This is a genomic window from Haloferax mucosum ATCC BAA-1512, from assembly GCF_000337815.1.
GTDB lineage: Archaea > Halobacteriota > Halobacteria > Halobacteriales > Haloferacaceae > Haloferax > Haloferax mucosum.
The window spans coordinates 660971-682287 of sequence record NZ_AOLN01000018.1 but is presented as its reverse complement, the minus strand read 5'-3'; the positions used below and the strand labels follow the sequence as shown (position 1 = coordinate 682287).

General features: G+C 63.0%; 20 protein-coding genes. 10 read left to right on the top strand and 10 right to left on the bottom strand.

The genetic code is table 11. The features are described 5' to 3' along the window. Nucleotides 1–11: 11 nt before the first annotated feature. Together truD and pth2 are read right to left on the bottom strand one after the other, a co-directional pair. A complete protein-coding gene (gene truD, locus C440_RS16130) occupies nt 12–1382 on the bottom strand; it encodes a tRNA pseudouridine(13) synthase TruD (RefSeq protein ID WP_008321727.1) in 1371 nt (456 codons plus the stop codon). Continuing rightward, a complete protein-coding gene (pth2, locus tag C440_RS16125; protein ID WP_008321726.1) occupies nt 1382–1720 on the bottom strand; it encodes a peptidyl-tRNA hydrolase Pth2 in 339 nt (112 codons plus the stop codon). Before pth2 ends, truD begins: the two co-directional genes overlap by 1 nt. A 142-nt stretch (nt 1721–1862) precedes the next feature. On the opposite strand from pth2, the gene C440_RS16120 reads away from it, so the two are divergent. The 4 genes from C440_RS16120 (at nt 1863) to C440_RS16105 (ending at nt 4960) form a co-directional block, all read left to right on the top strand. Next, a complete protein-coding gene (locus tag C440_RS16120; RefSeq protein ID WP_008321725.1) occupies nt 1863–2600 on the top strand; it encodes a YIP1 family protein in 738 nt (245 codons plus the stop codon). A gap of 114 nt (nt 2601–2714) precedes the next feature. Beyond that, entirely contained in the window at nt 2715–3302 is a 588-nt protein-coding gene (dcd, locus tag C440_RS16115; RefSeq protein ID WP_008321724.1) for a dCTP deaminase, read from the top strand. After that, nucleotides 3299–4198, top strand: a complete 900-nt coding sequence (locus C440_RS16110) for a thiamine-phosphate synthase family protein (RefSeq protein WP_008321723.1) — start codon at nt 3299–3301, stop codon at nt 4196–4198. Before dcd ends, C440_RS16110 begins: the two co-directional genes overlap by 4 nt. Before the next feature lie 3 nt (nt 4199–4201). Beyond that, a complete protein-coding gene (locus C440_RS16105; protein ID WP_008321722.1) occupies nt 4202–4960 on the top strand; it encodes a class I SAM-dependent methyltransferase in 759 nt (252 codons plus the stop codon). A gap of 112 nt (nt 4961–5072) precedes the next feature. Here C440_RS16105 and C440_RS16100 read toward each other — a convergent pair whose 3' ends face one another. After that, complete coding sequence (locus tag C440_RS16100; protein ID WP_008321721.1) at nt 5073–5996, bottom strand: sulfide-dependent adenosine diphosphate thiazole synthase; 924 nt, start codon at nt 5994–5996, stop codon at nt 5073–5075. Nucleotides 5997–6160: 164 nt separating this feature from the next. Between C440_RS16100 and C440_RS16095 the strand changes: the two genes are divergently transcribed. Beyond that, nucleotides 6161–7141: a glutathione S-transferase family protein gene (locus tag C440_RS16095; protein WP_008321720.1), complete on the top strand. Its 981-nt coding sequence runs from the start codon at nt 6161–6163 to the stop codon at nt 7139–7141. Nucleotides 7142–7314: 173 nt separating this feature from the next. Then, the gene (locus tag C440_RS16090) at nt 7315–8388 is read left to right on the top strand and encodes a molybdopterin-dependent oxidoreductase (RefSeq protein ID WP_008321719.1); all 1074 of its coding nucleotides are present in this window, start codon (nt 7315–7317) and stop codon (nt 8386–8388) included. 18 nt (nt 8389–8406) lie between these two features. On the opposite strand, the gene C440_RS16085 is transcribed toward C440_RS16090, so the two are convergent. The 4 genes from C440_RS16085 to aspS form a co-directional block, all read right to left on the bottom strand. Next, nucleotides 8407–9153 carry a 4-phosphopantoate--beta-alanine ligase gene (locus tag C440_RS16085; RefSeq protein WP_008321718.1) on the bottom strand — a complete coding sequence of 249 codons (747 nt, stop codon included), beginning with the start codon at nt 9151–9153 and terminating at the stop codon, nt 8407–8409. A gap of 66 nt (nt 9154–9219) precedes the next feature. After that, nucleotides 9220–10053, bottom strand: coding sequence for a pantoate kinase (locus C440_RS16080; RefSeq protein WP_008321717.1), 834 nt, complete (start codon nt 10051–10053; stop codon nt 9220–9222). A 78-nt stretch (nt 10054–10131) separates the two neighbouring features. Next, nucleotides 10132–10557 carry an SHOCT domain-containing protein gene (locus C440_RS16075; protein WP_008321716.1) on the bottom strand — a complete coding sequence of 142 codons (426 nt, stop codon included), beginning with the start codon at nt 10555–10557 and terminating at the stop codon, nt 10132–10134. 208 nt (nt 10558–10765) lie between these two features. Further along, on the bottom strand, nt 10766–12070 hold the full coding sequence (gene aspS / locus C440_RS16070; protein WP_008321715.1) for an aspartate--tRNA(Asn) ligase: 1305 nt from the start codon (nt 12068–12070) through the stop codon (nt 10766–10768). 123 nt (nt 12071–12193) lie between these two features. Here aspS and C440_RS16065 point away from each other — a divergent pair, with 123 nt between their 5' ends. Next, complete coding sequence (locus tag C440_RS16065) at nt 12194–12925, top strand: DUF4013 domain-containing protein (protein WP_008321713.1); 732 nt, start codon at nt 12194–12196, stop codon at nt 12923–12925. 33 nt (nt 12926–12958) lie between these two features. Here the strand turns inward: C440_RS16065 and C440_RS16060 are convergent, their stop codons facing one another. Then, nucleotides 12959–13684 (bottom strand): phosphoglycerol geranylgeranyltransferase, encoded by a 726-nt coding sequence (locus tag C440_RS16060; RefSeq protein WP_008321712.1) that lies wholly within the window; start codon nt 13682–13684, stop codon nt 12959–12961. Nucleotides 13685–13786: 102 nt separating this feature from the next. Between C440_RS16060 and C440_RS16055 the strand changes: the two genes are divergently transcribed. Continuing rightward, the gene (locus tag C440_RS16055) at nt 13787–14791 is read left to right on the top strand and encodes a restriction endonuclease (RefSeq protein ID WP_008321711.1); all 1005 of its coding nucleotides are present in this window, start codon (nt 13787–13789) and stop codon (nt 14789–14791) included. Here the strand turns inward: C440_RS16055 and C440_RS16050 are convergent. Next, entirely contained in the window at nt 14788–17310 is a 2523-nt protein-coding gene (locus C440_RS16050) for a DNA topoisomerase I (RefSeq protein WP_008321710.1), read from the bottom strand. The two genes, C440_RS16055 and C440_RS16050, sit on opposite strands and share 4 nt — an antisense overlap. A gap of 221 nt (nt 17311–17531) precedes the next feature. Between C440_RS16050 and C440_RS16045 the strand changes: the two genes are divergently transcribed. Continuing rightward, a complete protein-coding gene (locus C440_RS16045; protein WP_338035389.1) occupies nt 17532–18959 on the top strand; it encodes an MATE family efflux transporter in 1428 nt (475 codons plus the stop codon). 46 nt (nt 18960–19005) lie between these two features. Further along, on the top strand, nt 19006–19698 hold the full coding sequence (locus C440_RS16040; protein ID WP_008321708.1) for a hypothetical protein: 693 nt from the start codon (nt 19006–19008) through the stop codon (nt 19696–19698). Between the two features lie 121 nt (nt 19699–19819). Here C440_RS16040 and gatB read toward each other — a convergent pair whose 3' ends face one another. Continuing rightward, nucleotides 19820–21310, bottom strand: coding sequence for an Asp-tRNA(Asn)/Glu-tRNA(Gln) amidotransferase subunit GatB (gene gatB / locus C440_RS16035; protein WP_008321707.1), 1491 nt, complete (start codon nt 21308–21310; stop codon nt 19820–19822). Nucleotides 21311–21317 lie beyond the last annotated feature (7 nt).

The following is a 21317-nucleotide window of genomic DNA, read 5'->3' as shown; positions in this document are numbered from 1 at the left end:
ACGCGGCCGACTTAGAGGTCGAGCGGGCCGGCTTTCAGATACTCCCGCATCACGGCCGTTGCGTACGACCCGTGCGGAAGCGCGAAATCGAACGCGATGCTCTCGTCGGCCGTCTCGGTCTCGTCGCGTCCGTCGATTTCGAGGTCGGTTCTGACGAGAATCGCGCGTCTGGTTCCCGTCGAACGGAAGTTTCCGGGCAGGTCGAAGTCGCCGGGTTCGAGGTTCAACTCGTCGAGCACCGCCCGTTCGATGTCTCCTTGCTCTCCACCTGCGAGTTCCGTCTCGGTCCCGACGAGCGGTGCGGTGACGAACGCGCGGCCGCGCTCGATGTGGCGAGCCATCACATCGACTCGCTGGCCCGTCGCGGTCTGGAGTCGGCTCACGTCGGGGAGTTCGAGTCCGTCCGGCGCGTCGCGGTCGGCGAAACAGACCACGTCGCCTTCGACGGGTTCGTCGAACGGCAGGTCGCGGTCGAGACGCTCGGAGAGCATTTTGTTGAACGCGTAGGACTGCGCCGCGTTGACGAAGAGTCGCTGGAGGTTCGACGGGACGGATTCGAGCGCGTTGCGCCAGTCGTCGTCGGTCTCCGAGCCGTCTTCGGCGAGACGGTGGAGCATCCCGCGTTCGTAGCCGAGATAGCCCGGGATTCGGTCGAGCGCGCGGTGCCAGTCGGGGTCGGCGGACTCGGCTTCTTCGTCTACGACAGCGCGGCCCACTTGGGTCGCTTCGGGTTCGTCTTCGGTCGGACCGCCGCAGTACGCGAGGACCGCCTCGCGCCACTCGCCGCGGACGACGTGAAGCCCGACTTTGTGCGTGATGGGACGGATACTCCCGAACCGCTGATGGCCGAAGAAGTTGGGGACGCCGACGATGTCCTCACGGCCGCCGAACTCGCGGAGCGAGTCAGTGATTTCGGCGACGGCTTCGGGCTGGTCCGGGTCGCGGACGCGGATACGGAAGCCGTTGCCCGCGAGGTCACCGAAGTCGAGCGTTCGGCCGAGTCGGCCGACGACTTCGATGTCGGCGTTCGGAATCTCGGGCACGTCGTCGGCGTCGCCGCCGTGGACCGTGAACAACTGCGTCGTCACGGCGTGTTTGTCCTTGGTGCCGGCCCACGAGACGCGTTCTCTGCTCACGCCGAGGTCGTCCGAGAGGCGACCGGCGAAATCGTTAGTGTCCCACCCGCGGAGCGTGACGCGGAGGACGAGGTTCGGAAAGTCACCGGTCGGGGCGTCCGGCGGACGGATGTTCAGCGAATCGAGTTCGACTTCTCGGACGCGGAAATCCTCCGGTTCGACTCGGAGGACACCGCCGATACCGTCGGCGTCGCTGACGTAGTGGTGGATGCCGACGGCGCGTTCGAGCGAGTGTGATTCGCGCATCAGTACAGTGAGAGGTCGCCGGTCACGCGGTCAACGAGGTCGTCTTCGGCGGGACCGACGGCGAGCGCCGTCACCGTCCCGGGGTCGAGTTGGGTGTGTCCCGCGTCGCGGATGATGGCGTTCGGAAGCCCGGCGCGGTCGGCCTTTTCGGCGAGTTCGAACAGCGTCGATTCGCCGTTGGCCTTGAGGACGACTTTCTTTTGTCCCTCGCCCTTCCAGCGCTTTCGCGTCTGCGTGTCGGTGTCCTCGTAGGCCGAAAGCGAGGCGTGGGCGACCTGCGCGGCCAGTTTCCCTTGCCCCATGCCGATGTCGGCGCGTGCGACGATGGCCTGTTTCATGCCGCCTACTCCCCGCCGACGCGGTAAATGTCCTCCCATCGTCGGCGTCGGCTGTCTCGACTGCCGGTTCGACAGCCGACAGTGCCCTGCTAATTATTCCTGCACCGAAATATTTGTTTGACACGTCCGTGTAATTCGGCTGATGTCTGGTCCCCGAACGCCCCTCCTCAAGCCACGCGAATACTTCGAATCGAAGTCGCTCAGTTTCGGTCGCGCGGTCGTCGTCGTCGCGCTCGTCACGGTCGTCACGACTGCCGGTGTCGGCGGCTTGCTCTGGACTTTCACGCAACAACTCGACCAGCAGGTCTCGGTCGATAACCCTGAACACCACCCCGAGCACATGTGCGAGCAGTACGAACCTGGCGGCGCGTTCGACGACATTGACGCGCCACCGGGTTGTGACGCGGCCGTCAGCGAGACAGTGGATAAACGCCTCGGTGACATGGTATGGCAAGAAGTGTCGTGGTTGATTCCGTCGGTGCTCATCGGTGCCCCGCTCGTGTGGCTATTCGAGGGGTTCTTTCTCTACCTCGGCGGCTTGGTGGTCGGCGGTGAAGGGCGGTTTACCGACACGCTCGTCGTCGCCGGGTGGGGAATGGTATCGAAGTTGTTCCGTCTTCTCGTGGTCGTCGCGCTCATGAGTTACCAACTCAGTCAGCTCTCGTTGCCCGACAGCCCCGCCGGAGCGCGCGACGCGATACTGGGGGTCATCTCGGGGGTCAGTCCCGTCGCTGCCGTCGCCGTGTTCGTCGCCATCGCGTGGGGGACGTACATCCGTACATACGGACTCGCCCGCGCTCACGACGTTGATGTCAGCTCCGCGGCCGTGGCAACAGTCGGATTGGCGCTCGCCGGCCTGTTCTTCGAACCTATCTTGTAGTCGCGGGTCGGTCTCTCGAAGCTGTCAGCAAAGAGTCTGGAACTCTCAGTAGACGCCTGCGTCCGTCGCCCGAGAAGATATGGATTTACCTTCCCGGTCGCGCTCTGTTGGGACATGATACTCTCGGACGCCGATATCCTCTCTCGTCTCAAAGAGGGCGACCTCGTAGTGGACCCAATTGACGACATCGACATGCAGGTCCAACCCGCGAGCGTTGACCTCCGATTGGGCACGGAGTTTCTGGAGTTCCAGCGCACGAACATCTCTTGTATCCACCCGAACCGCGAACACGAAGTAAGCGAGTACGTCCGCGAGACCCACGTCGCCGAGGGTGACGACTTCATCCTCCACCCGGGCGACTTCGTGCTTGGAACGACCAAAGAGCGCGTCGAGATTCCCCCGGACCTGCTTGCGACCGTCGAAGGTCGCTCGTCGCTCGGCCGACTCGCGGTCGTCATCCACGCCACGGCCGGTATCGTAGACCCCGGATACGAGGGCCAGATTACGCTCGAACTCTCGAATCTCGGCTCTGCACCCGTCGCGCTCACGCCCGGCATGCGCATCTCGCAACTCGTGTTCACTGAGATGAAGTCGCCGGCGGCGCGCCCCTACGGTGCTGACCGCGGGTCGAAATATCAAGGCCAGAGCGGTCCGCAGGCCTCTCGAATCGGCTCGGACCCGGAGTTCGGTGACGACGAATGAAGTTCATCGAGGAAATCGTCGTCGATGCGTTCCTCCCAACGTTTCGCGCGCTCCTCGCAGAAGACCTCCGCGACCGCGGATTCACCCAGTCAGAGGTCGCCGAGGCGCTCGGAATCAGCCAGAGTGCCGTCTCGAAGTACGCCCACGGCGAGGTGAGTACAAACGAGCGCATCGCCACCGATGCCCGCGTCGTCGACCTTGTCTCCCGCATCGGAGACGGGCTTTCGACGGGCGATATGACGCCCGTACAGGCACTCGTCGAGACCGAAGTCCTCATCCGCCAACTCGAAGAGGGTGACCTCCTGTCCGACCTTCACGAAGAACAGATGCCGGAGTTGGCGTCTTACGACGGCTTCCGCAGTATCCACGACTCCGACAGCCGTCTGCGAACCATCGAGCAGGTTCGCTCTTCGATTCGTCGCGGCCTTCGGATGTTGACGAACACGTCCGGGTTCGCGGGTCTCATCCCCAACGTCGGGTCGAATCTCGTCGAGTCGCTCCCCGACGCCGACAGCATCGACGACATCGCCGCGATTCCCGGTCGTATCTTCGACGTGAAGGGACAAGCGACCGTCCCCGGCGAACCCGAATTCGGCGTCAGCGAGCACGTCGCGGGCGTTCTACTCTCCGCGCGCGCCGCCGGTGCCGACGTGAACGCCGCACTCAATATCGTCTACGACGCGGGCGTCATCGACGACCTCGAAGCCGAGGGCTACGAGTGCATCGAGTTCGACCCCGACGCGCCGACCGACCCGGTTCGGGACACCCTCGACGGCCGCGACCTTCCCGAGACGTTCGTCGTCTACCAAAGCGGCGGCTACGGTATCGAACCCATCACGTACATCCTCGGTCCCGATGCGCCGACTGTCGCCGACGTGGTTCGCGTCCTGCTCTAACCGATGGCAGTTCCCTCGTCGGTCGAACAGTGGGTGTCCAAACTTCGCCGTCAGCAGTCCCAGCCCCAACCGCAGTCTCAGGCCCAGTCACCGTCTCCGGCAACTATCTCACAATCCTTCTACACGCGTTGGGCGCGTCTCTACGACACCATTGCTCTTCGAGCGCCGAGCGTCGGACTCGTCAGATCCGAGGCCGCGGACGCCCTCAGGCTCGAACCCGGCGACACCGTCGTCGAGATGGGCTGTGGAACGGGTGCGAACCTCCCGTACCTTGCAGAGCGAGTCGGCAACGAGGGCACCGTCGTCGGCGTCGATTTCTCACTCGGCGTGCTCGATGTTGCCCGCGAGCGCGTCCGCGACTACTCGAACGTCACCCTCGCTCGCGCCGACGCGACCCGGCCCCCGATTCAGAAACACGCCCCGGACGCCGTTCTCGCTACCTTCGTCTCCGGGATGTTCGACGACCCTGCCGCCGTGGTTTCGTTGTGGGCCGACCTCGTCGGACCGGGCGGCCGACTCTGTCTCGTTGACCTCGCGGAGACGACAGACTCGACGTGGCGAACGCTCAATCCAGTGTTTCGGGCGCTCGTCCGCGTTACTGCACCGCCCGGCACGCGGACGATGCGCGAGTCACCGACAGCGGTGCTCGACGAGCGACTCGTTTCGGCTCACCGAGCGCTGGAATCGTGGTGTCGCGTGACCCATCGAGCGACCCATGTTCTCGGGTTCGCACGCGTCAGAGCGGGCGTCGTCGAACAGTAGTTTTCCGCCGATTTGGATTAAGAAAAAGTGCTCATCGTCTCCGCTGTAACTACGGACCAGTTGGGCCTGTCGGGGTGCCCCGGCGGGAGACAGGTCCGGGGCATGCACCTGCTCAGTCGTCTGCGGCCGCGGGACCGCTGATAGTCACTTCGGACGCGTCGCGGCCGAGTTCGTCGAGACAGGACTGCGCCGCCTGCTTGCCGGACAGGAGCATGGCACCGAAGGTCGGCCCCATGCGCGGGAGGTGGTGTGCGGTGGCGACGGCCATACCGGAGGCGACGACGCCGGGGTGGACGACGCCCGTCTGCTCGACGATGTTGTCTTCGCTCTCGGAGACCCACATCGAGTCGTGGCCGGGCGAGTCGTGGCCAGGTGCGCCGTATTCGCCGTCGCTCGTCTTGTCCATCCCCGTGTTGTGCGTCTTCGCGTGTTCGATACCGCTCACGTCGAGGACGCCGCGCTCGGAGAGCTTCGAGAGGACGACGGCGTCGTGCCCCGTCGCGTCGAGTACGAGGTCGGATTCGACGGCAATCGGGTCGACACAGGTGAGTTCGCGCGGGAGGGCGTGAACCGGCGTCCAGTTCATGACGATGCCGCCGACGCGGTCGTCTTCGCGGAGGACGACGTCGGTGAACTCCGTCATGTTCTGGATTTCAGCACCGGCGTCACAGGCGGCCTTGATGAGCGCGGAACAGGCGTGCGGGCCGTCGGCGACGTAGAGTCCGTCGGCTTCGTCGCTTTCTTCGTACGGCACGTCGAGTTCGTCGAGGACTTCGTTGGCCGGGCCGCGGACGGTGATTTTGTTCATTAGGAAGCCGCCGAGCCAAAAGCCGCCGCCGAGGTAGTTGTTCTTCTCGACGATGGTTACATCCACGCCGCGTTCGGCGAGTTCCTTCGCCGCGACGAGACCGGATGGACCGCCGCCGACGATGATGACGTCTGTGTCCGTCCGCTCGCGGAACTCCTCCATCCACGAGTCGGAGATTGCGCGCGTGACCTGTGCTTCTGTCGCGTCGGTGAATCCGTCGAACGACATACTACTTGGTGATATCACTAGGTAGTAAAAGCTACTGGTGCTCGACTTCTGACGCTATAGTGGCGACAAAATCCGTTGTGTGTGGTTACATCCGTGTCGCCTCCCAACTTTTGTTGCTCTCGCCCTAACCAGCAGTCGATGTCAGCACCTCAGGTCGTGGTAGCATGAACATGCTCTACGAAGGCGAGTGGCGAACCGACAAGTTCGTCGCCAACAACGAAGGCGGCGAGTTCGAGCGCCAGACGACGACGTTCCGCAACTGGGTCGGCGAGGACGAACGGTTCCCCGTCGAGACCGGGCGATACCACCTGTACATCTGTCGCGCCTGTCCGTGGGCACACCGGACTGCGATGACGCGCGCGCTGAAGGGACTCGAAGACGCGGTTTCGCTCTCGCTCGTCGAACCGGTCCGCATCGACGACGGCTGGGAGTTCTCCGACAGCCTGCCGGACCCACTGTACGGCGAGGAGTTCCTGCGCGACATCTACCTCCGTACTGACGACGAGTTCACCGGCCGCGTTACGGTCCCAGTTCTGTGGGACAAAGAACGCGAGACCATCGTCAACAACGAATCGCGTGAGATTATGCGCATGCTCGACGAGGCGTTCGACCCGCTCGCCGAGAACGACGTCGACCTCGTCCCCGAGGGGTACGAAGCGGACGTCGAACGGCTCATCGACGAGATTTACGAGCCAATCAACAACGGCGTCTACCGCGCCGGATTCGCAACGACACAGGACGCCTACGAGAATGCCGTCACCGAACTGTTCGACGCGCTCGACCACTGGGAGTCGGTCCTCGAAGACCAGCGGTTCCTCGCGGGCGACGTGCTCACCGAAGCCGACATCGCGATGTTCGTGACACTGATTCGCTTCGACCACGTCTACCACACGCACTTCAAGTGCAACAAGAAGGCCATCCACGAGTACGACAACCTCTGGAACTACACGAAGGAACTCTACCAGCTACCGGGCGTCGAACAGACGGTCAACATGGACCACATCGTCCGCCACTACTTCGTCAGCCACGGCGATATCAACCCGAAGCGCATCTACGGTGTCGGCCCGGACCTCGATTTCACCGCGCCGCACGATAGAGACCGCCTCCCGGCCGACCTTCCACCGGCGCTCTCGACGGACGACTGAAGCGACTGTTCGCCGCAATTTGCCGTCGCGCCCTTCACATCCCTCACCGTCTTTCGTCGTACTCCACCGCCCTTCGTCGTACTCCACCGCCCTTTGTCGGTCTTCGACTCACTTTCTTCGACCCGTCGGCGACCCGCGACGAGTTCTTCCCGCTCGCCACGCTATTAATTCGCATGGCTGGTCGTATCGCTCGAACACTCCGACGAGTCGAACCCCCGCCGCGGGCGGTTGACTGGTCGATTCTCGTACTCGTCTTGTTCGAGGCGCTTTCCGGCGTCTTGAGCCTCGGTGCAGGCCATCCAGCGAACGGACTCTTGTTCGTCACTCACGGCGTCGCCGGACTCTCGCTCGTCGTTCTCGTCGGCTTCAAACTGTACCGCGTCCGCCGCCGTGTGCTCGACTCTCGGCTCCGGGACCGCCACACCGCTGTCTCGATTCTCCTCGCTGTCGTCGCGCTCGCGGCGCTTGGAACCGGAATCGCGTGGGTGCTCGGCGTCGAGGTCGGACTCGGCTTTTGGACGCTTCTCAACGTTCACATCGGCTTCGGCCTGCTCGTCCTCCCGATTCTCCTCGTTCACCTCCGCTCGCGCTTTCACACGCCTCGCCGGGTCGATTTCGAGGGCCGTCGCCGCGCCCTCCAGTTCGGCGCGATACTCGTCTTCGGCGCGGTCACCTACCGCGCCACCGAAACAGTCGGTGCGATTCACGGCATGACACGCCGCTTCACCGGCTCGCGGCCGGTTCCGTCGGGGGACGGCAACGCGTCGTTTCCGGTCACGAGTTGGGTCGCCGACGACCCCGACCCAATCGACCCCGACGCGTGGTCGCTTTCGGTGGACGGGCTGGTCGCACACCCGCTCACGCTCCGCCGCGCGGACTTCGGCCCCGACGAAACCCAGTCGGTCCTCCTCGACTGCACGAGCGGGTGGTACACAGTACAGAATTGGACCGGCGTCAGACTCGGCGACGTGCTTTCGAACGCCGATGTTCACTCGTCAGCGCGGTGGGTCACGGTCCGGTCGGTCACGGGCTATCGGTGGTCGTTCCCAATCGAGGAAGCGCGCGAGATGCTTCTCGCAACCCGCGTCGGCGACGAACCGCTTTCGCACGGCCACGGCGCACCGCTTCGACTCGTCGCTCCGAACCGACGCGGATTCCAGTGGGTCAAGTGGATCGATGCAATCGACGTTCGTCGGCGACGCGACCCCGCGCAGTGGTTGGCGGTGCTGGTGAGTGGGTTCACGTGAGTTCGCGTTGCGCGACGCTCACTCGCCGCCAGTCCGAATCGCCCGCTCGGCCGCTTCGAGCGCCTCGTCGGCGTCGAAGTCGGCGACGATTGTTTCGAGTTCGTCGCGCGCGGCACCCTGCAGGTCTCGGGCGTGGCCCGTCACGTTCGGCACCGCACGGACGATGTTGTCCACGATTGGAACGGTAGCGACCCGTGCAGAGCGCGACATCGGGTTGAGGTCCACGACGATTTCGATCTTCTCCATCTCGCCGAGCGCCGCCGCGCGGTCGCCGTCTTCGAGGGGGACGACGACGACATCCGCACTCCCGATACCGTCGGCATCGACTTTGGCGCGTTCGTGGTCGATTCCCGGGATTCGCCCGTCGGCAGTGAGACCCTTCACTTCGTCGGCTCCGTGTTCGCGCAGGTGGTCTACGATGGTCTGCATGCGCTCGTCGGTACGATTGAACAGGTTCACCTCGATGTCGGCGTCGGTCGCCTCAGCGAGTTCGACGATTTCCTCGGGGCAGAGCGCCGCGACGTTTCCGTTGACGGAGACGACCGGGTGGTCGGCCAGCAGGAGATGCGCCGCCGCGGCCCGCGCCGCCTCGTCCGCGCTCGGAATCGTCTGTTCGCCGAGGAGGTAATCGAACGCCTCGCCGCGACCCTGTGCGATGAGTCCCTGCCTGCTCGTGATACCCTTCTCGACACCCACCTCGATGCGGTGTCTGGTGAGAAGCGACTCGTATCGCGGGTGGCTCTCGGGAATCTCGATGTCGCTCATGCCTGTGGTTTCGTCACCGCTGAACTAACACGTTTTCTCATCGCCGACGCGAAACTCCCGTGAGAATTAGTCGTCTCGAAGCGTCGCTCCGGCGGCGTGGACGCGACAGCTCTCGGCGTCGTACCCGGCGTCCGAAAGTCCGGTTCCGACGGCGAACACCGTCTCGCCGAGCATCGCCATCGATCCGTCGCCGCCGGTCTCTCGCACGTCTTCGATTGCGGCCGCGACGCGGTCGGTGAGGAGGTCGGCATCGCGGGCGAACCGTCTCGATTCGGCGAGGAACCGGTCGAGTGTGGGTCTGGCGCGGAGTGCTTCGAGGGCCGACTCTCCGGCGTCGGTGAGTGCTGTCGTATCTCCGGAGAGGATTTCGGCAGTCGAAAGACCGCCGAACGCGACGTATTCGACTCGCGGACGAGCCGATATGCCGTCCATCCGGCCGTGGTTCGGCGCGCCGGGTTCGACGCGGATTGGTAGTCCGCCGCGTGCCTGTGCGACCACGTCGCCGAGACCGGTTCCCGCGCGGACCTCTGCTTCGTGGGCAACCGTGACGAGTTCGTTTTCGGACCGGCCGCAGTCGAAGACGGCGTTCGCCGCGAGCGCCGTCCCGAGCGCCATCGCGCCGGAGACGCCGAACCCAGCACCGAGCGGCAGTTCGCTTTCGGCGCGGACCGTGGCGCTCACGCCGAGCGTCTGAAGCACGTCCGCGACCGGCGGCATCTCGACCGGTTCGTCGTCGAGGAACGTCGCGGGTTCTGGTGCCGGTTTGACGGTTACGGTGACGCCGTGAGAGAGCGTTAGCCCCGCACCGCGCGACCCCGCGACCGCCGGGTCGTCGTCGGGGTGGGCGCTGAAAAAGCCCGTGATGTGGCCGGGGACGAAAGCCGTCGCGTCGTCGCTCATCGGTTTTCCTACGACGCGGGTCGGTTAACGATGTTGCGTTTCGTCGCGCTCGCGTTCCTTCGTTCCCGCCTTTTCAGTTCACTTGCGTTCAAATTCGACGCTTTCTTTTTCCGTATCCGTCGTTCGCGTTCGGTCGGCCACCTGCTTTCTGGCGTCGGCGACGGTCTCTGTCTCCAACAGTCGCTCGACCTTTCGCTCGAACTCAGCCTCGGTTAGTTCTCCCGTCGCGTAGCGTCGGCGAAGCGCCTCCAGTGCGTCTTCGGTCTCGGGCTTCGAGGCGTCTGCGTCGTCGTCGCGGCGAGATTCGTAGAGCTTTACGAGCGCTATCGCGGCGGGGAGGACTCCCGCAAAGCCGACCACGAACGCCACCCAGCCCCACGAATAACCAAGTGCGAACAGGCCGAATCCGACGAGAAATGTAAGAGTGATGATAACTCCGGCGGCCAACTCTTGGAGTGGTGAATCGCCGTTGTCTTCGCTGTCGGTGAACGCTTTGGGGTTCATCTTTCTCTCTCCCGGTGGCGACTTTCGTCCATAGTGTGTCCACTCGACGGAGCGGTTACGATTGTTTCGCAAAAAATATCGATTGAGTGTCTTTTGTGCGGGTCGACGATGTCCCCTCGTCTAGGGACTCAGGCGTTGTCTGTCTCACGGGAACTCACTCACAACGCGTCGCGTTGCTCGCTGTTCCCCCTCCCAGAAACGCCTTCGTCTAAGGACTCAGGCGTTGTCTGTCTCGCGGGAACAGCACAGCTTCTCGGATGTTCCCAAGCCCGAGCATCGTCATGATGAGACGCTCGCCGCCGAGACCGAATCCTGCGTGCGGGGGCATGCCGTACTTGAACATCTTCGTGTAGTATTCGAACGCGTCGGGGTCGAGACCCTGCTGTTCGAATCCGGCGACGAGGTGCTCGAAGCGGTGTTCACGCTGGCCACCCGAGACCAGTTCCATGTTCGGGTGCATCATGTCGAAGCCAGTCGAAAGCGTCTCGTCGTCGTCGTGGTCCTTGATATAGAACGGCTTGATTTCGCTGGGCCAGTCGGTGATGAAGTAGTGTTCGCCGACGTCATCGCCGAGCGCCTTCTCGCCTTCGGTCGGAAGGTCGTCGCCCCAGACGAGTTGCTCGTCGAGTTCGCCCGTCGCGTTGATGCGCTGGATGGCTTCCTCGTAGGTGAGACGCGGGAACTCGCCGGACGGCGCTTCGAACTCCTCGGCGAGACCGAGCGCTTCGAGTTCGTCCTGACAGTTCTCTTCGACTGCCTCGTAGGCGGCCTTGACGACGGCCTCACAGACGTCCATCGCCTCGGTGTGGTCGATGAAAGCGGATTCGAAGTCGATGGAAGTCGCTTCGTTGAGGTGGCGCGGCGTGTTGTGCTCTTCGGCGCGGAAGATCGGACCGACTTCGAAGACGCGTTCGAGTCCGGAGCCGACCATCAGCTGTTTGAACAGCTGTGGCGACTGGTTCATGAACGCTTCCTGCCCGAAGTAGGTGATGGGGAAGAGTTCGGTGCCGCCTTCGGTACCCGTGGCGACGATTTTCGGCGTGTTGATCTCGGTCGCGCGGAGGGTGCGGAATTCATCACGGACGGCGCGCTGGACTTCGGCGCGAATCTCGAAGATGGCCTTTACTTCGTCTTTCCGGAGGTCGAGCGTCCGGTTGTCGAGGCGCGTCGAAAGCTCGGCATCGACCTTGCCTGAGGGGTCGAGCGGAAGTTGTGCCTCGGCCTCGGCGATGACGTCGAGGCTCTCGGGCGTGATTTCGACGCCCGTCGGCGCGCGCGGCTCCTCTGCGACGTCGCCGGTGACGCTGATGACGCTCTCGCGGTGGACACCCAGTCCCGTCTCGACGAGGTCGTCGTCCATCTCGTCCTTCTCGAATTTGACCTGAATCTTGCCGGTCGTATCCCGGAGGATCAGGAACGCGATGCCGCCGAGGTCACGAACTTCGTGAACCCAGCCGGCGACGGTGACGGTGTCACCAGGCTCGGCGTCGGCCGTGTACGTTCGGTTTCGCATACGACGTGGTTCCCGACCGTGCGTCTTAAACACGGCCGTTTCGCTCCTGCAAGTCATATGGTATCACGACACTCTTCTCCGGCGGAGGTTTATGAACCAATACGCGCCCATCTCGTCTCGAACATGGACGCTTCAGACTTCGAATCCGCCTTCACACTCCCACTTGCAGAAGATACGTCCTTCGACACCTTCGTCGTTGGACTGCTCGTGACACTCGCCTCGTTCGCCACGCCGCTGGCAGGTGTTTTGCTCGTCGGCTACGTCGTCAGACTCGTTCGCGGCGGCGACCGGCGCGCGACCGCGCTCCCGTCGTTCGACGACTTCCCCGGCATCGTCGCCGAAGGTGTTCGCCTGTCGGTCGCTCTCGTCACGCTCCAACTTCCGGCGGTCGGTATCCTCGCTGTCGTTTTCAACTCGTCACGCCTGTCGTTGACGGCGCTCGCACTCTCAACCCCGCGTGCGCTCCGGTACTTCGATTTCTCGGTGCTCGATGTCGTCGGATTGGTCGTCGCCGCCGTTGTTGCCCTCGTCGGCACCTATCTTTCGGCGGCCGCGACGGTTGCTATCGCTCGTGAACGGTCGCTTCTCGCCGCAACCCCCGTGTTCCGCGACCTCGCGTTCGACGTTTCGTTCGTTCCCGTCGTCTCTGCTGTCGCCCTCGTGGGATTCGCCGGACGGATTGCCGTGCTTCTTTTCGGGGCGTTCCCGCTCGGCGGTGTCATTCTCGCCGGTACGGTTTCGTTTCTGGTGCTCGTTGCGTCGGCGACGCTCCTCGGCCGGGGCGCACCAGCGACTCCAGCAGGTGATGCGTGTTCGGGTACGAGCACAAAAACGGACACCACAGACCCGGTGTAATCAGGAAGAGAGACCGCCTCGACTGTTACCGAGTTACTGTGCGTCGATGCGCTCCGCCGAAGCGTCTTTTGCACCTTCGACCGTCTCGCGGACGGCATCGACACCCTTGTCGTGGAGGAGGTCTCCGACGACGACGACGTCGGCGCACGTGCCCATCTCGTGGGCCGATTCGTAGTCATGGATGCCACCGCCGTAGAACAGCGTTGCGTCGTCCAGCGCGTCGTGGGCCGCACAGACTTTCTCGGGGTCGCCGTAGGTGCCGGAGTACTCGATGTAGACGATATCTTGGCCGAACATCTTCTCGGCGACGCGGGCGAACGATGCCACGTCATCGGCCGATTGGTCGGTGTCCGCCTCGGTGTACTCGGCGACGGAGGAATCGGGGTTGAGGACGATGTACGCCTCGGTGTGGGTTCGGTCCCAGTCGAGTCCGTCTTCGATTCGAACCCACTCTTTGTGCGCGCCGGTAATCCAAAAGGAGTCACTGGAGTTGAACACGGTCGGGATGAGGTAACCGTCGAGCGCGTCGTCGTCGATGACGACCGCTGGATTTGACGGTTCCTGATAGATTGGCACGTCGTACTTCGCCGTGGCTTCGACGACGCGTTCCATCTTCTCTTCGGTGATGTCGAGCGTGCCGCCGATTTCGAGCGCGTCGGTGCCGGTCTCGCAGACGTCTTCGAACGTTTCGCCGTCGACGAGGTCTTTGTCGGGGTCGATTTTGGTGATATGGTCCCAGTCTTCCCACGGATAGCTCATTGGTCGGTCTATGCTTGAGGGGGCCTAAAAAGCGTGCGGATGCACTGGGTGACTACCGATTGTGGTGAATTTTACATCGGCTGTCACCAAATTTGTCGGACGATGGATGCTGTCGCCGCGACTGAGTACGTCGAAACACAATCGAGGGAACTCGCCGCCGAAGACTTCGAGTTACTCTGTGAATCGGTGCTCACAGAGTCACTTCCACCTGCACGATTCTCGGTGACAGCGTTCCGCCAAGACGGCGGGATCGACATAGACGGCCACGTCCGAAATTCGCTTTTGGATGTTTCGTTAGGCGTCCAAGTGAAACAATATTCTCCGGCAAACTCGGTTGGTTCGCCCTCCATTCAGCGATTTCAGGGCGCGTTAGCTGACACTGGTTGTGACACTGGGACGGTCATCACGTCGAGTTCGTACACCACCCCTGCCATCGAAAGTGCAGAGCGTGCCGGAATCCATCTGGTGGATGGCTCGACACTGTTCGAATCGATGGTTGACCTTCAGGTTGGTGTCCGTCGAGACACTGAACAGTTCGTGCCAGACGAGCGATTCTGGAACCTGTTTGGGGAGTCTGACGAAGTGGGTCCGATTCCCTCTAAGCGAATCCCGCTTGCGAACTCGTTCGAAACGCTCGATACCGTGCTTTCGGCCATCGGCGACAGTCGAGGGACGAAAGACGATATCGCCTCTCAGACGGGCGTGTCTCGGCGTCATGCAGATTTGTATGCGATTGCTGGCTGGATTCTCGACTTCGTTCATCAAGAGTGGCCCGATGACGAACCACACAAGCAACGTCGATGGTCACTCACTCGAACTGGTGCCCGATACGTGGCATATCGCAATGTGGGACGCGACGAGAAAGCAGACAAGCTCCTCGTTGACGGTATCCGGGAGACGGAGATAATCGACCGACTCAGGCGTACACTCTCGGAGGATGGCTCATTTTCGCACAGCAAGCTAATCGAACGTATCGCGTCCGAATCACAGTTGTCGCAAAGTAGCGCGAAACGCAGGGGAAGTTCAGTCGGCGTCTGGCTCGCTCGATTACCGGCTGTTTCCGTAGAGAGCGGGCGAGAGAAATGCTATGTTTGGTCCGAAAATTAGTCCGCCGCAGTCTGCCACTTCCGAACCGTCTCCGCACCGACGCCCTCAACTCTGTCGGCGATGTCGTCCGGCTCGGACGCCTTCAGCGTCTTCACGTCCTCGATACCGGCTTCTTTCAGTTTCTCGGCGGTCTTCGCCCCGATACCCTTGATGCTCTCTAACTCCGAGTCGCCCGCTCCGTTCTGTTGGGCCTGGTACTCGCGGTAGTTGCAGATGGGACAGCCGAGGTCCCACGGTTCGCGGTCGCCGTCGTACGTAATCCGCAGTTCTGGTAGGTCGTGTTCGTCGCAGGACCCGTCTGTGACTTCGATGTCGCCACGTCGCGGAAGCGGAAGCGAGTAGTCGCAGTCGGGATAGCGGGTACAGCCGACGAGTCGGGAGCCAGAGCGGAGGCGTTTGATAGCCAACTCCCCGCCTGCTTCCTCTCCGCACTCGGGACACGACCCGATAATCAGGTCGTCTTCTTCGTCGGCTTCCTCGGCCTTACAGAGCGGACAGCCGTGGACGAACGTCTTGCGCCCGGCAAGCATCTTGATGTGGTGGAGATCGTGTTCCTCACAGGCGTCCTCCATGATGAGCGGCTTGCCGGTCGAGGGAAGCGGGAGCGTGTGCGTACAGTCGGGGTAGGAGTCACAGCCGATGAAGTACGAACCGCGTCGGCTCTTGCGGACGACGAGGTCGCCGCCACAGTCGGGACAGGTCCCAACGGTCTTGTCGGCCTTGAGCGAGTCCTGTAGTTGCGTGCCGAGTTCCTCGCGGGATTCCATGAGACCCTCGAACACGTCTTCGAGCATCGCTTTGGACTCCTCGGTCACGTTCTCCAACGTGGCCTCACCGCGGGCGATAGCCAGCATGTCGGATTCGAGTTGCGAGGTCATCTCCTCACTGACGATGAGCTTTGCGAAGTCCTCAGAGGCCTCCACGACGGCCCGCGCGAGGCGGGTCGGACGCGGCGGGTCGCTCTCGATGTAGCCGCGGTCGTAGAGCTTTTGAATCACGTCGTGGCGGGTCGCTTTCGTCCCGATACCCATCTGTTCCATCGTCTCGATGAGCCGCGACTGACCGTAGCGTCGCGGTGGTTGCGTCTGCTTCGCGTCGAGGTGGGTGTCGGAGAGGACGAGCGATTCGCCTTCCTCCACGTCGGGGACGAACGACTCAGTGGAGTTGAAGTAGGGGTAGACCTCGTGGTAACCCGGCTCGAGAAGTCGCTTGCCATTGGCCTTGAGTGAGAGTCCAGCGGCTTCGGCGACGACGCGGAGGTGCTCCCAGACCGCGTTCTCGGCGACGGTAGCGAAGAACCGGCGGACGACGAGTTCGTACACGTCCCACTCGTCTTCGGAGAGGTCGGACGCGGATGGAAGTTCGCCGGTCGGGTGAATCGGCGGGTGGTCGGTCGTCTCGTTATCGCCCTCGGTCGGTTCGATTTCCTCCTGTTCGAGGAGCGACTTCGCGTCGTCTTTGAACCGGCGGTCACCTTCGAACGCGCCGAGGAGTTCGCGCGGGTCGAGGTCGTCGGGATAGACCGTGTTGTCGGTCCGCGGGTAGGTGATGTAGCCGGCGGTGTAGAGGTCCTCGGCGATGCTCATCGCTCGCTGTGCGGAGTAGCCGATAGAGCCGGCGGCGCGGATGAACTGTGTAGTGTTGAACGGCGCGGGCGGCTTGTCCGTTCGAGTGCGGCGCTTGACCGCAGTGACTTCCGCAGTCTCGACGTCGAGAACCGTCTCGTAGGCGGATTCGGCGGCTTCTTCGTCCCAAATACGCTCGGCTTCGGTGCCGTCATCGTCGAGGTAGAAATACTGGGCTTCGAAGGATTCGGCGGCCCCGTCTGCGTCCTTCGTGAGTTTAGAGAACAGTTCCCAGTAGTCCTCGGGGTCGAACGCTTCGATTTCGCGCTCGCGGTCAACGATGAGTTTCAGGGTGGGTCCCTGCACGCGACCGACCGAGATGAAGTCGTTGCCGAGTTGCCGGGCTGAAAGCGAGAGGAAGCGCGTGAGCGCGGCCCCCCAGACGAGGTCGATAATCTGTCGCGCTTCGCCGGCGGCGGCGAGGTCGAAATCGAGGTCGTCCGGATTCTCGAACGCCTCTGTCACCTCGCGGTTCGTAATCGACGAGAACCGAACGCGGTCTACGGGAACGTCCTCGTTCACGTCGCGGACGAGTTCGTAGGCCTCCTTGCCGATGAGTTCGCCCTCACGGTCGTAGTCTGTGGCGATAGTGACGTTTCCGGCCTTGCGGGCGAGTCGCCGGAGCGCGGCGACGATATTCTCCTGTGTGGGGTGTTTCTCGACGGGCGCACTGATGAGTTCGACTGGTTCGACGTCGCGCCAGTCGTTGTACTCCGGCGGGAAATCCACGCCGACGACGTGCCCCGACAGGCCGATACAGCGCTTTCCGCCCCACTTGTAGACGTTGACGCCGTTCATCCGCTCTGCGGTGGCGGTCTCGCCGCTCAAGATGTCGGCGATGCGCCTCGCGGCGTTGTCCTTCTCTGTGATGATGAGTTCCGGGCCGCGGCTCATTGAGCGGCGATATGACGGGATTTGTCCTAAACCTTTCGTGCCCGGATTCTTAGTGTAGAAGGCCTAACGCGCGCGGATACGAGTGTACGGGTGTGGACGCGTCGCGCGCGAAGGTGTTGTCCCCTGGGAAAGACGGCATCATCATCAAAAGTCCCCTGGGAAAGACGGTCAAAACATCACCACACCAGAAGTGCTAACAGCCGTGCGCCGAACCACAAAACGTGTCGGGTGAATCACGAATCGACATGACGGAAGGGGCGATTGCCCCCAAACTGTTTGCCCTCTCGTGGCCACTCGTCGCGGGAAACCTCCTGCAGACGCTCTACAACCTCGCGGACGTGTTTTGGGTCGGGCGTGTCGGTGCCGACGCCGTCGCCGCCGTCTCGCTCATGTTTCCGACGAGTTGGATGTTCGTCTCGACCGCGATGGGTATCACCGCCTCGACGATTGCGCTCGTCTCACAGCACATCGGCGCTGGCGAAAAGCGACAAGCAGACCACGTCGTCGGCCAGACGATTCTCCTCACGCTGGCCGTTTCGGCCGTCCTCGCGGTCGTCGGCTTCGCGTTCAGATACCCGCTTTTGGAACTCATCGGTGCGCAGGGTGCCGTCTTCACCAAGGCGCTCGCCTACATCGAGGTCGTCTTCCTCTCGCTCCCGTTGACGTTCCTCTTTTTTGCCTTTCGCGCCGCGTTGCAGGGCGCGGGCGACACCAAGACAGCCATGTGGCTCATGGTCGCCTCTGCGGGTCTCAACGTCGTTCTCGACCCGGTTTTCATCCTTGGTTGGGGTCCCGTCCCCGGGATGGGAACGCGCGGTGCGGCGATAGCGACGCTCATCGCGCGTCTGTTCGCAACCGTTGCTGGTGTCTACATCCTCCTCCGCGGCGACTGGGGGATCAAACTCCACCTCGCCGACCTCCGGCCCGACCCCGTACGCCTCAAGAAACTCGTCGATATCGGCTACCCGGCCACACTCGACGGGTGGGCACGGAGCTTCTCCGCGGTCGTGATGGCCGGATTCGTCGCCCGTTTCGGCCCGATTGCGACCGCGGCCTACGGTATCGGTGTTCGGTTGATGTCCGTCTCGTGGACCGTCTCCGGGGCCGTCGGACAAGCTACGGCAACCGGCGTCGGGCAGAACCTCGGCGCGCGAACGCCTGACCGGGCGGCATCGGTCACGTGGACGGCGATGATAGCGACGATGGGGATTCTCTTCGCCGCCGGCGGACTCGTGATGGCGTTTCCCGGCGAGGCGATGCGGCTGTTCATCGGCGAGGAGGCGGTCGTAGACGAGGGCGTCACCTTCCTTCGGATGGTCGCTCCGTCGTGGGCGTTCTTCGGCGGCGTGATGGTCATTCAAGGCGCGTTCCGCGGCGCTGGAATCACGAAAGCGGCGATGGCCCTGTCGTTCCTCTCGCGGTGGATTTTCCGCGTGCCCGTCGCGCTTGCGCTCGCCTTCGCGTGGACGGTTTCGGTCCCCGGAATCGGTCCCGTCTCCGGGTTCGACTTGGGTGTCGAAGGGCTTTGGTGGGCCTACGTCTTCGGCGCAATCGCGTCGTTCGTCGTCGCTATCGCGTGGTTCCGGGCCGGCACGTGGCGCGAAGGCGTGTTGGACCGCGCCCCGACCGCGTCCGCCGGCGACGACTAAAGCTGACAGACAAAATAGATTTCAGACCTCGCTATCATGGTCGCGTATGCGACTGCTCTCTACCAACCGACTCCGTCTGGTCCTCGCGGTGCTGTTGATTTTCACCCCGCTTTGGGGACCGTTTCTCGGTCTCACCACCCCGCGGTACACCTACGAGGCGGGCGAACTCACGAGCGAAGACAATCGCCTCGTGGTCCCCGACAGGGATGACCGAAACGCGCTGTCGAGTCGTGGCGGTCTCTCTGGGTTTGCGTGCTTATACACGGTGCGCCCGTCACGACATTGCACGCTCGAAGCGGCGACGCTTGACGGAACTATTACCATTGACCACCCAACAGTGACAAGTTCTAGCACGGGATACCTCGTAAGCAGAGCGCCGTACCTCTCTTACGACGGTGTCGTGTACGCGTACAACTCGACGTGGGACGCAGGCAAGTACGTCCTCTCGACTGAGCGGGTGTCCGCGGCGACGGCGCTGGACGACGTCTCCCGTCCCGCCGAACGGTATCCGACCGTTCTCACGGCGATTCAGACCGGGTCTGCCCACTCGAAAACTGAACTCTGGTCGGAACGAGATGGCGTCCCCGTGTTCGAACTCGACGGCGAGTATTACGTCGTGTACCAATCTGGCTCCCGGCAACCACTCCCGTCGAATCCGGCCGCTGAGTCGTTTCTGACATGGGTCGCGGTCGTCCTCGGGTCGGCGATACTGTTCGGCCGCGACGCTGACAATGAGTGATTTTCGTGCGCCGTCTCCCGGGATGCGGTCGAAACAGCGAGACGCGATAGCGTGAGTTCGTGGGTTCTGTCACCAACCCGTGACCGAGCACGAATTCGGTCTTGCGCGGTGCCGAGCGCCGTTATTCGTCGAGTTGTTCGCGGAGCAACTGGTTGACGGTGCCGGGGTCGGCGCTTCCTTTGGACTTCTGCATGACTTGGCCGACGAGGAAGTTCAACGCGCCGCCTTCGCCGTCGTGGTAGTCGGAGACCGCGTCTGGATTCTCTTCGATGGCTTCGGTGACGAAGCCGCCGATTTCGTCGTCGTCGGCCTTGCCGAGTCCTTCTTCTTCGACGATGGTGTCCGGGTCTTTCTCCTCGTCGAGCATCTCGCGGAGGACGATTTCCTCGGCGTTCTTCGTCGTCACCTCGTCGGTATCGACGAGTTCGATAAGACGCGTGAACTCGTCGAGTCGGTCCGACACGTCGGTGATACGCATGTCGCGGTAGTTGAGTTCGCCCAGCAAGTTGTCGGCGACCCACGTCGCGGCGAGGTCGGCGTCGAACTCGGCCGCAACGTCTTCGAAGAAGTCGGCGACTTCCTTGGTCGAAGTGAGCTTCGAGGCGGATTCCTCGTCGATGCCGTACTCGGTCTGGAAGCGCTCGCGGCGCGCGTCGGGGAGTTCCGGAATCGGAATCTCCTCTTTCCAGTGAGCGACTTGGAGCGGTGGGAGGTCGGCCTCCTGGAAGTAGCGGTAGTCCTTTTCTTCTTCCTTCGAGCGCATCGAGACGGTGATGCCGCGGGATTCGTCCCAGTGGCGGGTCTCCTGTTCGACAGCGCGGCCGCGTTTGATAGCGTTCTTCTGGCGGGTGACCTCGTAGGCCAGCGCCTTCTCTGCGCCCTTGTGGCTGGAGATGTTCTTGACTTCCGTGCGGTTCGCCGCTTCGAGCGCCTCATCCGAAATCGTGCCGTCGTCGTCAACCTCGTCGGCGGGGACGAGCGAGATGTTGGCGTCGATGCGGAGCGACCCGTCGCGGGTCGCATCGAAGACGCCGAGGTATTCGAGCACCTCTTCGAGTTTGGCGAGGAACGCGCGCGTCTCCTGCGGACTGCGGAAGTCCGGTTCGGTGACGATTTCGACGAGCGGCGTGCCGGCGCGGTTGTAGTTGACGAGCGTGTAGTCCGCGGTGTCGATACTGCCGCCTTTGTGTTGGAGGCTTCCGGGGTCCTCTTCGAGGTGCGCGCGTGTGACGCCGATGTCGCGGCGGGTTCCTTCGACGGCGACTTCCAGCGTCCCGTCGGCGCAGATTGGCGCGTCGTACTGAGTGATCTGGAAGTTCTTCGGGAGGTCGGGGTAGTAGTAGTTCTTCCGGTGGAACCGGGTGTCCTCGGCAATATCGGCGTTCAGCGCCTTGCCGATTTTGACGGCGGATTCGACGGCCGCTTCGTTGAGTACCGGAAGCGCACCGGGAAGCCCGAGGCAGACCGGGCAGACGCGGGTGTTCGGCGCTTCGTCCTCGGCGGGCTCGGTCGAACAGCCGCAGAAAATCTTCGTGGCCGTTTCGAGTTGGACGTGGACCTCCAACCCGATGACGACCGAGAGTTCGCGCTGTTCGAGCGCTTGCGCAGTCATTGGCCGC

Bases quoted from the DNA above. Each gene is read 5' to 3' on its own strand.
- truD (WP_008321727.1), bottom strand. From the start codon at position 1,382: ATGCGCGAATCACACTCGCTCGAACGCGCCGTCGGCATCCACCACTAC.
- pth2 (WP_008321726.1), bottom strand. From the start codon at position 1,720: ATGAAACAGGCCATCGTCGCACGCGCCGACATCGGCATGGGGCAAGGG.
- C440_RS16120 (WP_008321725.1), top strand. From the start codon at position 1,863: ATGTCTGGTCCCCGAACGCCCCTCCTCAAGCCACGCGAATACTTCGAA.
- dcd (WP_008321724.1), top strand. From the start codon at position 2,715: ATGATACTCTCGGACGCCGATATCCTCTCTCGTCTCAAAGAGGGCGAC.
- C440_RS16110 (WP_008321723.1), top strand. From the start codon at position 3,299: ATGAAGTTCATCGAGGAAATCGTCGTCGATGCGTTCCTCCCAACGTTT.
- C440_RS16105 (WP_008321722.1), top strand. From the start codon at position 4,202: ATGGCAGTTCCCTCGTCGGTCGAACAGTGGGTGTCCAAACTTCGCCGT.
- C440_RS16100 (WP_008321721.1), bottom strand. From the start codon at position 5,996: ATGTCGTTCGACGGATTCACCGACGCGACAGAAGCACAGGTCACGCGC.
- C440_RS16095 (WP_008321720.1), top strand. From the start codon at position 6,161: ATGAACATGCTCTACGAAGGCGAGTGGCGAACCGACAAGTTCGTCGCC.
- C440_RS16090 (WP_008321719.1), top strand. From the start codon at position 7,315: ATGGCTGGTCGTATCGCTCGAACACTCCGACGAGTCGAACCCCCGCCG.
- C440_RS16085 (WP_008321718.1), bottom strand. From the start codon at position 9,153: ATGAGCGACATCGAGATTCCCGAGAGCCACCCGCGATACGAGTCGCTT.
- C440_RS16080 (WP_008321717.1), bottom strand. From the start codon at position 10,053: ATGAGCGACGACGCGACGGCTTTCGTCCCCGGCCACATCACGGGCTTT.
- C440_RS16075 (WP_008321716.1), bottom strand. From the start codon at position 10,557: ATGAACCCCAAAGCGTTCACCGACAGCGAAGACAACGGCGATTCACCA.
- aspS (WP_008321715.1), bottom strand. From the start codon at position 12,070: ATGCGAAACCGAACGTACACGGCCGACGCCGAGCCTGGTGACACCGTC.
- C440_RS16065 (WP_008321713.1), top strand. From the start codon at position 12,194: ATGGACGCTTCAGACTTCGAATCCGCCTTCACACTCCCACTTGCAGAA.
- C440_RS16060 (WP_008321712.1), bottom strand. From the start codon at position 13,684: ATGAGCTATCCGTGGGAAGACTGGGACCATATCACCAAAATCGACCCC.
- C440_RS16055 (WP_008321711.1), top strand. From the start codon at position 13,787: ATGGATGCTGTCGCCGCGACTGAGTACGTCGAAACACAATCGAGGGAA.
- C440_RS16050 (WP_008321710.1), bottom strand. From the start codon at position 17,310: ATGAGCCGCGGCCCGGAACTCATCATCACAGAGAAGGACAACGCCGCG.
- C440_RS16040 (WP_008321708.1), top strand. From the start codon at position 19,006: ATGCGACTGCTCTCTACCAACCGACTCCGTCTGGTCCTCGCGGTGCTG.
- gatB (WP_008321707.1), bottom strand. From the start codon at position 21,310: ATGACTGCGCAAGCGCTCGAACAGCGCGAACTCTCGGTCGTCATCGGG.